The 15239-nt window shown below is 74.1% G+C and carries 12 protein-coding genes; 4 read left to right on the forward strand and 8 right to left on the reverse strand.

Annotated elements, in window-relative coordinates; all coding sequences use genetic code 11:
* On the reverse strand, nt 1-968 hold a 968-nt coding region (locus FHE66_RS13775), incomplete at its 3' end, for a siderophore ABC transporter substrate-binding protein (protein ID WP_139073655.1).
* Nucleotides 969-1279: 311 nt separating this feature from the next.
* Between FHE66_RS13775 and FHE66_RS13780 the strand changes: the two genes are divergently transcribed.
* Complete coding sequence (locus tag FHE66_RS13780; RefSeq protein WP_369692768.1) at nt 1280-3460, forward strand: RecQ family ATP-dependent DNA helicase; 2181 nt, start codon at nt 1280-1282, stop codon at nt 3458-3460.
* Between the two features lie 36 nt (nt 3461-3496).
* Entirely contained in the window at nt 3497-4960 is a 1464-nt protein-coding gene (locus FHE66_RS13785; RefSeq protein WP_139073552.1) for an FGGY family carbohydrate kinase, read from the forward strand.
* A 4-nt stretch (nt 4961-4964) separates the two neighbouring features.
* Here the strand turns inward: FHE66_RS13785 and FHE66_RS13790 are convergent, their stop codons facing one another.
* Nucleotides 4965-5714, reverse strand: a complete 750-nt coding sequence (locus FHE66_RS13790; RefSeq protein ID WP_139073553.1) for a SurA N-terminal domain-containing protein — start codon at nt 5712-5714, stop codon at nt 4965-4967.
* A 187-nt stretch (nt 5715-5901) separates the two neighbouring features.
* Nucleotides 5902-7224, reverse strand: a complete 1323-nt coding sequence (gene hisD, locus FHE66_RS13795) for a histidinol dehydrogenase (protein ID WP_139073554.1) — start codon at nt 7222-7224, stop codon at nt 5902-5904.
* Between the two features lie 148 nt (nt 7225-7372).
* Here hisD and FHE66_RS13800 point away from each other — a divergent pair, with 148 nt between their 5' ends.
* Nucleotides 7373-7597 carry an RNA-binding S4 domain-containing protein gene (locus FHE66_RS13800; RefSeq protein WP_139073555.1) on the forward strand — a complete coding sequence of 75 codons (225 nt, stop codon included), beginning with the start codon at nt 7373-7375 and terminating at the stop codon, nt 7595-7597.
* A gap of 98 nt (nt 7598-7695) precedes the next feature.
* Nucleotides 7696-8262, forward strand: a complete 567-nt coding sequence (locus FHE66_RS13805) for a biotin transporter BioY (RefSeq protein WP_139073556.1) — start codon at nt 7696-7698, stop codon at nt 8260-8262.
* A 168-nt stretch (nt 8263-8430) separates the two neighbouring features.
* Here the strand turns inward: FHE66_RS13805 and FHE66_RS13810 are convergent, their stop codons facing one another.
* Genes FHE66_RS13810 through lspA form a run of 5 tightly spaced genes read right to left on the reverse strand, consistent with a single transcriptional unit; the run spans nt 8431 to nt 15194 of the window.
* Complete coding sequence (locus FHE66_RS13810; RefSeq protein WP_218013738.1) at nt 8431-9228, reverse strand: endonuclease/exonuclease/phosphatase family protein; 798 nt, start codon at nt 9226-9228, stop codon at nt 8431-8433.
* 43 nt (nt 9229-9271) lie between these two features.
* Nucleotides 9272-12838 carry a DNA polymerase III subunit alpha gene (gene dnaE / locus FHE66_RS13815; RefSeq protein ID WP_139073557.1) on the reverse strand — a complete coding sequence of 1189 codons (3567 nt, stop codon included), beginning with the start codon at nt 12836-12838 and terminating at the stop codon, nt 9272-9274.
* A gap of 10 nt (nt 12839-12848) precedes the next feature.
* On the reverse strand, nt 12849-13388 hold the full coding sequence (locus FHE66_RS13820; protein ID WP_139073558.1) for a GNAT family N-acetyltransferase: 540 nt from the start codon (nt 13386-13388) through the stop codon (nt 12849-12851).
* The gene (locus FHE66_RS13825) at nt 13385-14317 is read right to left on the reverse strand and encodes an RluA family pseudouridine synthase (protein ID WP_139073559.1); all 933 of its coding nucleotides are present in this window, start codon (nt 14315-14317) and stop codon (nt 13385-13387) included. The genes FHE66_RS13820 and FHE66_RS13825 overlap by 4 nt, the downstream gene beginning before the upstream one ends.
* Complete coding sequence (gene lspA / locus FHE66_RS16055; protein WP_176554788.1) at nt 14310-15194, reverse strand: signal peptidase II; 885 nt, start codon at nt 15192-15194, stop codon at nt 14310-14312. The genes FHE66_RS13825 and lspA overlap by 8 nt, the downstream gene beginning before the upstream one ends.
* Nucleotides 15195-15239 lie beyond the last annotated feature (45 nt).

Below are 15239 nucleotides of genomic sequence, written 5' to 3' on the forward strand. Positions count from 1 at the left end.
TAGGTCTGGATGCCCTCGTTGGTGTACGTGTCGGCGGGCATGTACACGAGGCGGTCCTGCTGGATCGCGGTGACGCCGGAGAGCGCCTCGGAGTCCTCCAGGACCTGGGCGGCCGGGGTGTACTCCGGGTCGTCGGCGCCGACGGCGGCGTCGCGGTCCATGACGAGGATCCAGTCCGGGTTCGAGTCGGCGATGGCCTCGACGGAGATGTCGTCGCCCTGGTGGTCCTCACTGGCCTCCGGGACCTCGAGCGCCGGCGTGAGGCCGAGGATGTCGAAGACCGGGCCGAGGGTGCGGCCGTTGCCGGGGGCGGAGTAGCCGATCTCCCCGCCGGAGGTGATGACGGCCATGACGGTGTCGGCCGGGTCGTAGGCGGCGCGCGCCCGCTCGATGGCGGCGTCGAGGTCGGCGACGAGCTGCTCGGCCTCGGCCTGCTTGCCGAAGATCTCCCCGAGCACCGTGGTCTGGCGCTTGAGCTCCTCGGCGAAGGGCTCACCCTCCCGCGGGTCGAGCTCGAGGACGACGGCGTCCGGCACGAGGGAGGCGAAGTCGTCGTGGTACTGCGCGAAACGCTGACCGTTGATGATGAGGTCGGGCTCGGCGGCGACGACGGCCTCGAGGTTCGGCTCGCGGTGGTTCCCCAGGTCGATGACGGACTCGTCCTGCGTGTAGGAGAGCGAGGACGGCATGAGCGCGACCGCGGCGGCGCTCAGCTCGATGCCCCAGGCGTCGAGGGTCTCGAAGGTGCGGTTGTCCGTGGCGACGACCGAGCGGGGCGGGGTCGCGATGGTCTGCGGACCGTTGTTGTCCTCGACCTCGACGGTGCCGGCCTCGGCCGTGGCGTCGGCGGTCTGCGCGGGGGCGGCGTCCTCGGCCTCGGCCTGACCGCAGGCCGCGAGAGCCAGGGTCGCCGCGACGGCGGCGGCGGCGAGCCGCACCGGGCGGCGGAGCGGGGAAGCGATGCTCATGGGTGTCCTTCGTCTGACGTGGTCTGGGGCCGGACCAGGTGGCGCCTTGCCTGGCCGCGTGCGGTCAATCTAGCGCTTAGGTAAGGCTTACCTTCAAGGCCCTGGACCCATTTATGCGCCACCCACGTTTCGTAATTCATGCCCGCGCCGACGGCGAACCCGCGCCGCCCCGCGGGTTCCGCACCCCCGGCGGCGTTCCCGAAATCGCGGAGGCCGTGACGCACCTCACGCTTCCCCGGGGTGCGCGTCGCGTCGTCATGGGGTGTCGGTGGGGCGTGGGACCGTGGGACCGACGACGAACGGAGGACCAGGTGAGCACGGAGCAACGCGCGCAGGAGGTGCTGCGCACCCTCGTGGGCGACCCGGGGGCACGGCTGCGCGAGGACCAGTGGCGCGCCGTCGAGGCGCTCGTCGTCCACCGGCGCCGGGCACTGGTCGTCCAGCGCACCGGGTGGGGCAAGTCGGCGGTGTACTTCGTCGCGACGGCCCTGCTGCGCGAGGGGGTCGAGGGCCGCCCGCCCGCCGGGCCGACGATCATCGTCTCCCCGCTCCTCGCGCTCATGCGCGACCAGATCGGCGCGGCCGCCCGCGCCGGCATCCGGGCGGTGACGGTCAACTCGGCCAACGTCACCGAGTGGCAGGACGTCCACGCCGCGATCAGGGCGAACGAGGTCGACGTCGTCCTCTGCTCGCCGGAGCGGCTGAACAACCCCGCCTTCCGGGCCGAGGTGCTGCCCGCCCTCGCCGCCGAGGCGGGCCTCGTCGTCGTCGACGAGGCGCACTGCATCTCCGACTGGGGCCACGACTTCCGGCCCGACTACCGGCGCATCCGCACCCTCCTGGAGGACCTGCCGCCGCGGGTGCCGGTACTGGCCACGACGGCGACGGCGAACGACCGGGTGAGCGCGGACGTGGCCGAGCAGCTCGGCGCGGGCGAGGAGGACGACGACGTCCTCGTCCTGCGCGGCTCCCTCGACCGCGAGTCCCTCCACCTCGGGGTCGTCCAGCTGCCCGACCAGGCCCGGCGCGTCGGGTGGCTCGCCCAGCGCATCGAGGCCTGGCAGGGGTCCGGCATCGTCTACACGCTCACCGTCGCGCAGGCCGAGCAGGTCGCCGAGCAGCTCCGCGCGGCCGGCCTGGAGGTCGAGTCCTACACCGGCCGGACCGAGCCGGCCCGCCGTGAGCAGCTCGAGCAGGACCTGCGCGCCAACCGGCTGCGCGCCCTCGTCGCGACGTCGGCGCTGGGCATGGGCTTCGACAAGCCCGACCTCGCCTTCGTCGTCCACCTCGGCGCCCCCTCCTCCCCCATCGCCTACTACCAGCAGGTGGGCCGCGCCGGGCGTGGCGTCGACCGCGCCGATGTCGTCCTCCTGCCGGGGCCGGAGGACCGCGACATCTGGGCCTACTTCGGCTCCCTCGCCTTCCCGCCGGAGCCCGCGGTACGCCGGGTGCTCGCCGAGCTCGGGGACGAGCCCATGTCCACGGTGCGCCTCGAGCCGCTCGTCGACCTGCGCCGCACCCGCCTGGAGACGATGCTCAAGGTGCTCGACGTCGACGGCGCCGTCGAGCGCGTGGCGGGTGGCTGGCGGGCCACCGGCCGGCCGTGGGTCTACGACAGCGCGCGCTACGCACGCGTGGAGGAGTCGCGCGAGCGGGAGCAGCAGGCGATGGTCGAGTACGTCGGTCTGGGGAGCGGGGAGTGCCGCATGGCGTTCCTGCGCGCCCAGCTCTCCGACCCCGACCTCACCGACGGCTGGCGGTGCGGGCGCTGCGACCTGTGCGGCGGGCTCACCCTCGACACGACGGTCGACGCCACCCACCTGGCGCAGGCGCAGGCCGCGCTCGACCGTCCGGGCGTCGACGTCGCCCCGCGCAAGCAGTGGCCCACCGGCATGCCGGCCGTCGGCATCGACCTCCAGGGACGCATCCCCGCGGGTGAGCTCGCCGAGCCGGGCCGGGCCGTCGCGCGGCTCGACGGCCTCGGCTGGTCGGCCGCCCTGCGTGAGCTGTTCGAGCCGGCACCGGACCGCCCGGCCGGCCGCGAGGCGCGGGGCGGGCACGACGGCGACCTGCCCGTCGCCCTGCGCGGCGCCGTCGAGCGGGTGCTCGGGGACCAGCTCGCCGCCCTGGCCGCCGCGGGCGGGCGCGTCGAGGGCGTCGTCCTCGTCGCCTCGGCCACCCGCCCCCGGCTGCTGCTCCACCTCGCCCGGGGCGTGGCCCACCTCGCGCAGGTCCCGATCGTCGGAGCGGTCAGCCCTTCCGCCGACCTGCCGCCGGGCCGCCACGACGTCAACTCCGCGACCCGCCTCGCCGGCGTCCACCGGCGCCTCGGTCTCGACCTGGACGACGCCGCACGCGACGGGCTGCCGGGCCGCTCGGTGCTCCTCGTCGACGACTGGACCGACACCGGCTGGACGCTCACCGTGGCCGCGCGGCTGCTCCGCCGGGCCGGGGCCGCCGCGGTGCACCCGTTCGTCCTGGGCCAGCGCTGAGCCCGGCCGGCCCCTAGGATCCCCCCGGAGGTGCCCATGACCGCGTTCACCGTCGACCTCGCCGACGCGCACGACCCCCTCGTCCTCGCCGTCGACGTCGGCTCCACCGCCAGCCGGGGCGGCCTGTACGACGCACGCGGCCTGCCGGTGGCCGGCCTGCGCCACAAGGTGCGCCACGCCTTCACGACCGCCACGGACGGCACGTCGGTCATCGACCCCCGGCAGGTGCTCGCGGAGGTCTCCGAGATCCTCCAGGCCGTGGCCCGCCCGTACCTCGCCGGACGGATCGCCGGGGTCGCGCTCGACACGTTCGCCTCCTCGCTCGTCGGCGTGGACGCCGGGGGCGACCCGCTCACCCCGTGCTTCACCTACGCCGACTCCCGCTGCGCGCCCCAGGTGGCCGAGCTGCGCGCCGAGCTCGACGAGGCCGAGGTCCAGCAGCGCACCGGGTGCCGGCTGCACACGAGCTACCTGCCCGCACGGCTGCGCTGGCTGCGGGCCACCCGGCCGGAGGTCGTCGCGCGCGTCGCGCGGTGGCTGTCCCTCGGGGAGCTCCTCACCCTGCACCTCGCCGGCACGACCGGCGTCGGCACCTCCACCGCGGCGTGGACGGGGCTGCTCGACCGCCTCGGTGGCCACTGGGACCCGCAGATGCTCGCCGTCGCCGGCGTCGCGCCCCACGCCCTGTCCCCGGTCCACCATCCCGACCAGCCCCTGCCCGGCGCCACCTCCCGCCTCCCCGCGCTCGACGGCGCCGCCTGGTTCGCCGTCGTCGCCGACGGCTACGCGGCCACCGTGGGCACCGGCGGGCGCACGGGTGGGGGCCTCGTCGCGTCCTTCGCGACGAGCGGCGCCGTGCGGGCACAGGTCCCGGCGGCCGTTCCGCGCACCCCGCCGGGACTGTGGGCCTACCGGGTGGACGGCGCAGCCGCGCTCCTCGGTGGGGCGCTCAACGACGTCGGCCGCGCCGCCTCCTGGCTCACCGACACCCTGCGCCTGGACGGCGGGCTGGACGAGCTCCTCGTCCCCGACCCCGAGCCGGGCACCCCGCTCGTCCTGCCCTTCCTCAGCGGGGAGCGCAGCACAGGGTGGGCGGCCGGCGCCCGCGCCGTCCTCGCGGACGTCTCGGCGGCGAGCACGCCGCAGGCCCTGGCCCGGGGCGTGCTCGAGGGGGTCGCGCTCACCTACGGGCGGGTCGTGGCACAGCTGCGCGAGGTCACCGAGCCGCGGGAGGTGCTCGCGAGCGGGCGGGCGAGCCAGGCGCTGCCCCACCTGCTCCAGCTGGTCGCGGACGTCACCGGACTGCCGGTGACGCCGGTGACGATCAAGCGCTCGACCCTCCACGGGACCGCGCTGCTCGCCCTGGACACGCTCGCGCCCGGCGTCGAGCGGGCGACCCCGACCACCGGGCCCACGCTGGACCCGGTGGCGGGACGCGCCGACTACTACGCCGAGCGGGCCGCGGCCTTCGAGGAGCTCTACGCCGCGGTGGTGGCCTGAGGGCTCACAGGTTGTAGGTGATGTCGGCGTCCGCGCGCAGCTGCTCGAGCAGCGCCTGGACGACCTCGCTCTCGTGCTGCTGCTGGAGCTGCGCCTCGATCTGCGGACGGACCTCCTCCAGGGGCGGCAGCTCCCCACCCTCGCCGGCCTGCCCGGCCGCCTCGTCGTAGAGCGCCTGGATGTCCTCGTCGGCCGGCGTGAACTCACCGGCCTCGTCGGCGACGAGCTGCTCGACCGAGGTCTGCAGCCGGAGCTCGTCCATGGCCTCCTCACGGCCCAGGCCCTGCTGCTCGAGCATGCTGAAGAGTTCGTCGGCCGAGCCCAGACCGCTGGACGCGGCGAGCTCCTCGGCGGCGGCGTTGACCTCCTCGTCCGTCGGCGCGATCGAGCGCGCCTCGGCCTCGGCGAGGAGGAGCTGGGTGTCCACGAGCCCCTCGGCCGTCTGCTGCTTGAGCTGGTCCTGGTCGACCTCCTGGCCCGTCATCTGCGACTGCATGAAGGCCTGCTGGAGCTGGCTGGCGTAGACCTGCTCGAACTCCTCGCGCGTGATCTCCACGCCGTCGACGACGGCGACGACGTCCGGCAGCCCTTCGAGGTCGGGCTCCGGCGCGGTCGGCATCGCGTCCGTGGGAGCCGTCTCCTCGGCGCTGGGCGCCTCGGCGGTCGGGTCGGTGGCGGCGTCGTCGTCGGCCGATCCGCAGCCCACGAGGGCGAGCAGGACGGCAGCGGTCGCCACGGCAACCTTGGTGCGCATGGGTGATCCTCTCGGGAGATGAGCCCCAAGCGTGCGGCCCTCCCCCACCGGGCGCAAGTACCCGTCCCCGTCCCACACCCCGGCGCGGGGCCGCGAGGCAGGACAGGGATCGCGGTGAGCACAGCGCTCAGCGCGTCCGGCCGCGCCCCGAGGGGCGACGCCGATTCCGCCGAGAGCGGAGCCCCGCTCAGCCCGCCCGGAGGTCGACGGCGTCGGCGTGAGCGGGCAGGTCCTCGGACTCGGCGAGCGCCCGCAGCGGGCCGGCGACCTTCCGCAGCGCGGCGTCGTCGTACTCGACGACCTGGACAGGCTTGAGGAAGGCCATGACGCTGAGCCCGGAGGCGAAGCGCGCCGTGCCGCCCGTCGGCAGCACGTGGTTGGACCCGGCGAGGTAGTCCCCGAGCGGCACCGGGCTCCAGGGCCCGACGAAGATCGCGCCGGCGTTGCGGATCCGGTCCGCGACGGCGGCGGCGTCGGCGGTCTGCACCTCCAGGTGCTCGGCGCCGTAGGCGTCGCACACGGCGATGCCCTGCTCGAGGTCGGTGACGAGGACCGTGCCGGACTGCGGGCCGGTGAGCGCGGTGCGCACCCGCTCGGCGTGCGTCGTCGCGGCGGCCTGGCGCTCGATCTCGGCGTCGACCGCGTCCGCGAGCTCGACGCTGTCGGTGACGAGCACGGAGGCGGCGGCGGGGTCGTGCTCCGCCTGGGAGATGAGGTCGGCGGCGACGAACCGCGGGTCGGCGCCGGCGTCGGCGAGCACGGCGATCTCGGTCGTGCCGGCCTCGGCGTCGATGCCCACGCGGCCCATGACCGCCCGCTTAGCGGCGGCGACGAAGATGTTGCCCGGCCCGGTGACGACGTCGACGGACGCGCACAGCCGCTCCCCGTCGCCGGTGCCCGGCTCACCGGCCGCCCCGTAGGCGAACATCGCCACGGCCTGCGCGCCACCGACGGCGTAGACCTCCTCGACCCCGAGGAGGGCGCACGCCGCGAGGATCGTCGGGTGCGGAAGGCCACCGAAGGCCTGCTGGGGCGGGCTCGCGACGGCGAGCGACGGGACGCCGGCCACCTGCGCGGCGACGACGTTCATGACGACGCTCGAGGGGTACACCGCCAGCCCGCCGGGCACGTACAGGCCCACCCGGCTCACCGGCACCCAGCGCTGGCGCACGTGCCCGCCGGGGAGGATCTCGGTGTCCCGCTCGGTCGGGAGCTGTGCCTCGTGGCCGGCGCGGTTGTGCACGACGGACAGCTCGAGGGCCTCGCGGACCTGCGGGTCGAGGTCGGCGAGCGCCTGCTGCAGCGCCTCCGCGGGCACCCGCAGGTGCTCGGGCCGCACGCCGTCGAAGCGCTCGGCGAGGTCGCGCAGGGCGAGGGCACCACGGTCGCGGACGTCCGCGATGATCGGGAGCACCTGGGCCAGGGCGGCCTCGACGTCGAGGGTGGCGCGCGGCAGCACGCCGGCGAGGTCGGAGACGTCACTTCCGCGGAGATCGATTCGCCTGAGCATGGCCCTGATCGTAATCCGCCCAGCCTCCGCCCCGCCGGGACGTCCGCCGTCGTGTCCCCCACCCCGCCGCCCGCCCCACCCCTTTCCGCCGAGAGCTGGATCGTGCACGGGTTCGCCGCCGGGCGGCCGGGCACGGCATGATCGGGGCATGGGTCAGGACCAGGTCGTTCCGGTCGAGGGCGAGATCCGCCTCGGCCAGTTCCTCAAGCTCGCCTCGCTCGCCGACTCCGGCGCGCAGGCACGCGAGCTCATCGCCGACGGCGCGGTGACCGTCGACGGTGAGGTCGAGACCCGCCGGGGCCGGCAGCTGGCCGCCGGGGCCCGGGTCGAGGTGGACCTGCCCACCGGGCCGGTCGCCGTCGTCGTGGGCTGAGCGCTACAGACCGGGCGCCCGGAATCTGTCGCGAGCCGCACACCGGGGCGGCTCGCCCGCTGGCTAGCGTGGCGGTGTTCCCCGCGAAAGGTGCTGCCATGACCGCCACCACCGTCCTCGCCGACTCCCTGCCCGCCGGCCTCGTGCGCGACGCCTCGCTCGTCGTCGGCGGCGCCGTGGTGACCGGAGTGCTCTCGCAGGTCGTCGTGCCGCTGCCGTTCACCCCCGTGCCGCTGTCCCTCGGCACCTTCGCCGTGCTCCTCGTCGGTGCGTCCCTCGGGCCGCTGCGCGGCACCCTGAGCCTGGCCCTGTACGTCCTCGCAGGGATGGGCGGCGTGCCCTGGTTCGCCGAGCAGACCGCCGGCTGGCACACCGCCTCCTTCGGCTACGTCCTCGGCTACGTCCTGGCCGCGGGGCTCGTCGGCGTGCTCGCCCGCCACCGCGCGGACCGCCGCCCGCTCCCCATGCTCGCCGCCGCCCTGCTCGCGACGACCGCGGTGTACGCCGGCGGGGTGCCGTGGCTCATGGTGAGCCTCGAGGTCGGGCTCGGGGAGGCGCTCGTCCTCGGTGTGCTCCCCTTCCTCCTCGGCGACGCGCTCAAGGCCGCAGCCGCCGCCGGCCTCCTGCCCGCCGCGTGGCGCCTGCTCGGCCGCTCCGCACACTGAGCCGGCCCGGCCGAACCCTGCGTCGGAGCGTCGAAACCTGCCACCACGTACCCCGACGCGGCGTCGAGGCAAGCCTGCGACCTTGATCCCGGCCCCGTCACGCCGACCGGGGCCGACTTGGTGGCAGGATCCGGCGCCGACGACCGCGCGCCGCGGGGCCGGCGAGCGCTAGTCGGTAGCGAGGTCCAGGCCCAGTGCGAGGTGGTCGGAGACGTCCTGCCGTCGCACGAACGTCCGGCGCACGGGCGGCAGCGTTCCCTGCCCGAGGGCGTGGTCGAGCTGCAGCCGCGGGCGGGGTGAGGGGTAGGTGACGCCCCGTGCGAGGAGCCGCATCCCCGAGGCCCGGCGGGCGAGTCCGCCGGGCAGGTTGAGGTCGCCGAGGAGCACCGCCGGGCCGGGCAGTGTGCGCAGCCAGGCGGCGGTTCGGCGCAGCTGGACGGCGTTGACGCCGGGGACGAAGGACAGGTGGGTGGAGGCGACGGTGAGCGGGCCGGCCGGCGTGTGCACGCGAGCGGCGAGCACCACCCGCGGCTCGTCGCGCAGCAGCATCACTCCCCCGCCGGGCACGGGCACCGGCAGCCGGACGAAGGGCGCCGGCGCCAGCCGCAGGACGTGCCAGGACTCCACCGGCAGGCGGGAGAGCAGCGCGATGCCGTAGGCGTCGTCGGAGGCGTCCTCGTCCGCCGCCAGGGCGGGACGCCACTCGAAACCGGGCTCCCCGATCACCGCCGGGACGAACCGCCAGTGCGCCGCGCCCGCCGCCTCCGCCGCGAGGGCCGCCACGTCCAGCCGGCCGGAGCGCGGCTGGCCGCGGTCGACCTCCTGGAGTGCGAGGACGTCGGCGCGCAGGGAGGCCACGGCCCGCGCGAACCGGGTGGCGTCCACCCGCCCGTCGGGGCCGCGGCCGTGGAACACGTTCCACGTCGTCAGCCGGGTGAGGCCCGGCACCGTCGGAGCCGGGGCCACGCGAGCACTCTAGTTGCGGGTCCCGAGCCAGGCCCCTCGGGCGTCAGGTGAGGCAGCCGGGCCCGAGGAGCGCCTTGAGGTCGCCGAACAGCGCGGTGGACGGCTCGACGCGGAAGGAGTCCTCCAGCCGCATCGTCGTCGAGCGCCCCGGGCTGGTGAGCCGCAGGCGCACCTCCGAGCGTCCCGGGTGGTCGGTGAGGATGCCCTTGAGCCGCTCGACGAGCGGCGCGGTGCACCGGTTGGCGGCGAGCGTGAGCTGCACCGGCCCGTCGGTGGCCTGGGAGACGTCGGGCAGGCTCATCTCCGCGGCGTAGATCGTCGGGATGTCGTCGCGGCGGTTGAGCCGTCCCCGCACCGTGATGATCGAGTCCTCGGCGAGCATGGTGGAGACGGTCGAGTAGGTCTGGGGGAAGAAGAGCACCTCGATGGCGCCCTCGAGGTCCTCGACCGTCGCGATGGCCCACGGGTTGCCGTTCTTCGTCATCTTGCGCTGCAGCGAGGTGACGAGACCGGCGACCGTCACCGACGAGCCGTCGGCGCGCGTCTCGTCGGTGAGCAGGGTGGCCACCGAGACGTCCGCCGCCCGCTGGAGCACGTGCTCCAGCCCGAACAGCGGGTGGTCCGAGACGTACAGGCCGAGCATCTGCCGCTCGAAGGTGAGCTTCTCCCGCTTGTCCCACTCGGGCAGGTCGGGGATGTCGATGGTGAAGCCGGAGCCGGCCGCCCCGTCGTCGCCGCCGAGCCCGGCGAAGAGGTCGAACTGGCCGACCGCCTCGTTGCGCTTGACGTCGATGACCATGTCGATGGCCTCCTCGTGACGGGCGAGGAGCGCCCGTCGCGTGTGCCCGAGGGAGTCGAAGGCACCGGCCTTGATGAGCGACTCGATCGTGCGCTTGTTGCACACGACGGCGGGCACCTTGTCGAGGAAGTCCTGGAAGGAGGTGTAGGCGCCCTTCTCCTCGCGGGCCGCGATGATCGCCTCGACGACGTTCGCGCCGACGTTGCGCACCGCCGCGAGACCGAAGCGGATCTCCTCCCCGACGGCCGCGAAGGAGCCCACCGAGGTGTTGACGTCCGGCGACAGCACGCTGATGCCCATGTGCCGGGCCTCACCGAGGTACAGCCCCAGGCGGTCCTTGTTGCCCTGCGTCGAGGTGAGCAGGGCGGCCATGTACTCCGTGGGGAAGTTGGCCTTGAGGTAGGCGGTCCAGTAGGAGATGATCCCGTAGGCCGCCGAGTGCGCCTTGTTGAAGGCGTAGTCGGAGAAGGGCAGGAGGATGTCCCACAGCGTCTTGACCGCCTGCGGGGAGTAGCCGCGCTCGAGCATGCCGGCCTCGAAGCTGGCGAACTGCTTGTCCAGCTCGGCCTTCTTCTTCTTGCCCATCGCGCGACGCAGCAGGTCGGCCTGGCCCAGGGTGTACCCGGCGACCTTCTGCGCGATCGCCATCACCTGCTCCTGGTACACGATGAGGCCGTAGGTGGTGCCGAGGATCTCGGCGAGCGCCTCCTCGAGCTCCGGGTGGATCGGCTCGATCTTCTGCTGGCCGTTCTTGCGCAGCGCGTAGTTCGTGTGGGAGTTCGCGCCCATCGGGCCGGGGCGGTAGAGCGCGCCGACGGCGGAGATGTCCTCGAAGTTGTCGGGGCGCATGAGGCGCAGCAGGGTGCGCATGCCGGCGCCGTCGAGCTGGAACACCCCGAGCGTGTCGCCGCGGCCGAGCATGGCGTAGGTCAGCGGGTCGTCCAGCGGGAGGCGCTCGAGGTCGGGCACCTCCTTGCCGTTGCGCTCGATGTTCTCCAGCGCGTCGTCGATGACCGTGAGGTTGCGCAGGCCGAGGAAGTCCATCTTCAGCAGCCCGAGGTTCTCGCACTGCGGGTAGTCGAACTGGGTGATGATCGCGCCGTCCTGCGGGCGCAGCATCACCGGGATGACCTCCTGGAGCGGCTCGCTGGACATGATGACGGCGCAGGCGTGCACGCCCCACTGCCGCTTGATGCCCTCCAGGCCCTGCGCGGTCTCGACGACGGCCTGGGCGTCGGGGTCCGAGGCGTGCAGCTGGCGGAACTCCTCGGCCTCGTTGTACCGCTTGTCGCGCGGGTCGAAGATGCCGGCGAGGGTGATGTCCTTGCCCATGACCGACGGCGGCATCGCCTTGGTGAGCTTCTCCCCCATCTGGAAGGGGTAGTCCAGGACGCGCGCGGAGTCCTTGAGCGCCTGCTTGGCCTTGATGGTGCCGTAGGTGACGACCTGCGCGACGCGGTCGTCGCCGTACTTCTCGGTGACGTACCGGATGACCTCACCGCGCCGGCGCTCGTCGAAGTCGACGTCGAAGTCGGGCATCGACACGCGGTCGGGGTTGAGGAAGCGCTCGAAGATCAGGCCGTGCTGGAGGGGGTCGAGGTCGGTGATGCGCATCGCGTAGGCGACCATCGACCCGGCGCCGGAGCCACGACCCGGGCCGACGCGGATCCCGCGGCTCTTGGCCCAGTTGATGAAGTCGGCGACGACGAGGAAGTAGCCGGGGAAGCCCATCTGGGTGATGACGTCGACCTCGTAGCGGGCCTGCTTCTCGACGTGGTCGGGCACGCCGTCCGGGAAGCGGTAGGCCAGGCCCTTCTGCACCTCCTTGACGAACCACGAGTGCTCGTCCTCGCCCTCGGGCACGGGGAAGCGCGGCATGTAGTTCGCGCCGTCGGCGGCCGTGCGGAAGGTGACGTCGCACTGCTCGGCGACGAGCAGGGTGTTGTCGCAGGCCTCGGGCAGCTCGGCGAACAGCCCGCGCATCTCGGCGGCAGAGCGCAGGTAGTAGGTGTCGCCGGTGAAGGCGAAGCGGCTGCCGCCCTCGTCGTACGTGGGCTCGGTGAGCTTGGAGCCGGACTGGAGCGCGAGCATGACCTCGTGGGTCTTGGCGTCCTCGGGGCGCGTGTAGTGGGAGTCGTTCGTCGCGATGAGCGGCGCACCGATCTCCCGGGCCAGGCGCAGGAGGTCGCTCGTCACCCGGCGCTCGATGTCCAGCCCGTGGTCCATGAGCTCGACGTAGTAGTTCTCCTTGCCGAAGATGTCCTGCATCTCCCCGGCGGCCCGCAGCGCCTCGTCGTACTGGCCCAGGCGGATGCGGGTCTGCACCTCCCCCGAGGGGCAGCCGGTGGTGGCGAGGAGGCCCTCGGCGTGGGTGGAGATGAGCTCGCGGTCCATCCGCGGCCACTTGCCCATCTGCCCCTCGAGGGAGGCACGCGAGCCGAGCCGGAAGAGGTTGTTCATCCCCTTGTTGTTGCGCGCGAGCAGCGTCATGTGGGTGTAGGCACCGCGCGCGGAGACGTCGTCCTTGGCCTGGTACTCCTCGCCCCAGCGCACCCGGGACTTGTCGAAGCGTGAGGTGCCCGGCGTGACGTAGGCCTCCAGGCCGATGATCGGCTTGACGCCGTGCCGCTGGGCCGCGGACCAGAAGTCGAAGGCCCCGAAGAGGTAGCCGTGGTCGGTGATCGCCAGCGCCGGCTGACCCAGCCGGGCCGCCTCGGCGAGCAGCTCGTCGACCTTGGAGGCACCGTCGAGCATGGAGTACTCGGTGTGCACGTGGAGGTGGGCGAAGTTGTCGGATCCTCCAGCAGCCATGCCGGTCAGTCTAGGTCGGACCACCCACGTCCCCGGCCTCGGCCGAGGGAGATCCTGGTCGCTCGGCGTGTCGTCCGGACGGGCTCCCGGCGGTGAGCGTGCGGGCCATGTCCTGGTGCCAGATCCCGGCGTCGAGGTACCGCTCGCCGCTCACCGGCGCGTACCCGAGGGCGCGGTAGAAACCCATCGCCGCCTCCTGCGCGCTGAGCACGACCTCGACGGCGCCCGGCGCGCCCACGGCGTGGCGCTCGAGGGCGAGGTCCTCCAGCGCCCGCACGAGCAGCGCGCCCACCCCGCGCCCGCGGTGCTCGCGGAGCACCGCGAGCCGGCCGAGGTGGACGTGGCCCGGCGCGTCGAGGAGGAGGCGTCCGGTGCCGACGACGGCGTCGCCGTCGAGCGCGAGCACGTGGCTCGTCGTCGGGGCCTCGTCGAGGTCGTCGACCTCGAGCTCGGCCGGTACGCGCTGCTCGTCGACGAAGACGGCGAAGCGCACCGCCCACGCCTCCTCGAGCTGGGCGCGGGTGGTGACGAGGGTGGTGCGCACGCTCACCGCACGCCCTCGCGCACCGCCTCCAGTGCTGCGGCGAGGTCCTCGGGGTACTCGCTCGCCACGACGACGGGGTGCCCGTCGCGCGGGTGGGCGAAGCCGAGGCGAACTGCGTGCAGCCACTGGCGGGTGAGCCCGAGCTTGCGGGCGAGCACCGGGTCCGCCCCGTAGGTCGTGTCACCCACGCACGGGTGACGCAGCGCCGAGGTGTGCACGCGGATCTGGTGCGTGCGGCCGGTCTCGAGGTGGATCTCGAGCAGCGAGGCGCCGGGCATCGCCTCGAGCGTCTCGTAGTGGGTGATCGAGGGCTTGCCGCCGGCGACGACGGCGAAGCGGTAGTCGTGCCGGGGGTCGCGGCCCACGGGGGCGTCGATCGTCCCGGCGAACGGGTCCATGTGGCCCTGGACGAGCGCGTGGTAGACCTTCTCGACCGTGCGCTCCTTGAAGGCGCGCTTGAGCACGGAGTAGGCGAGCTCGGTCTTGGCGACGACCATGAGGCCCGAGGTGCCGACGTCGAGGCGGTGGACGATGCCCTGCCGCTCGGCCGCCCCCGAGGTGGAGACGCGGTAGCCGGCGGCCTGGAGCCCGCCGACGACGGTGGGGCCCTCCCAGCCGGGGCTGGGGTGGGCGGCCACCCCGACGGGCTTGTCGACGACGACGACGTCCTCGTCCTCGAAGACCACCCGCAGCCCGGGCACGGGCTCCGGCGGGGCGGCGGCCGCGGCGGGCGGGTCGGGGATCGTGACCTCGAGCCAGCCGCCCGCGACGAGTCGGTCGGACTTGCCGAGCACGCGCCCGTCGAGCAGCACCGCGCCCGCTTCGGCGAGCTCGGCCGCGCGGGTGCGGGAGAAGCCGAGGAGCCGGGCGAGCGCCGCGTCGACCCGCTCGCCGGCCAGGCCGTCGGGCACGGGCAGGGAGCGGGTCTCAGGCATCGCCGTCGTCCGCGAGTCGGGCCTCGCGCCGGCTGCGGGGGCGCCGGCGAGGCGTCTCCTGCGCGGGCGGGACGGGCTCGTCCTGCTCGGCGGCCGGGGCCGGCTGGTCGGGGGCCGCGGGGCGGTCGGACTCCTCCCGGGGCGCGCTCGCGCCGGTGGGCGTCCAGTCGGGCGTCGGGGTGTCCGCGACCGGCACGGCGCCCGGAGCGGCGACCTCGCTCGCGGAGGGGGCCCCGGAGACCCAGGTGGCGACGTCGACGTCGTCGTCGGTGGGGCGCGGGACCTCGCCGGAGAACTCGTCCTCGGCGTCGAGCGGCTCCTCGCTCAGGTCCTCGTCCTCGGTGCCGGGACGGGGCTCGGCGTCCTCCTGCCCGTCCGACACTCGGGTGCCGTCGACCTCGAGGCCGAGGAGCGCGAGGATCGCGATGAGCACGGCGGCGGCGACGATGGCGATGTCGGCGACGTTGCCGACGAACCAGCCGTTGTAGTTGATGAAGTCGACGACGTGGCCGCGTGCGAAGCCGGGCTCGCGCAGCAGCCGGTCGTAGAGGTTGCCGATCGCCCCGCCGAGCAGCAGGCCCAGTGCCACCGCCCACGCGGTCGAGCGCAGGCGCCGGGCCACCCGCACGACGACGATGACGACCCCGATGCTGATGACCGTGAAGACCCACGTCATCCCGGTGGCGATGGAGAACGCCGCGCCGGGGTTGTAGATGAGCTGGAGACCGAGGAGGTCACCGACCAGCGGGACGATGACGCCCTGCGTGAGGTTGGCCTCTGCGAGGTACTTCGTCACCTGGTCGGCGACGGCGATCCCCACCGCGAGTGCGACGAGGAGGGCGATCCGCCCGCGCCGGCGCCGCTGCTGCTGCGTCATGCCTGTCCTTCCATGCCGACGGCGGCGGTCCGCTGGACCGCCGCC

This window comes from Georgenia sp. 311, from assembly GCF_006151955.1.
Lineage (GTDB): Bacteria > Actinomycetota > Actinomycetes > Actinomycetales > Actinomycetaceae > Oceanitalea > Oceanitalea wutianyii.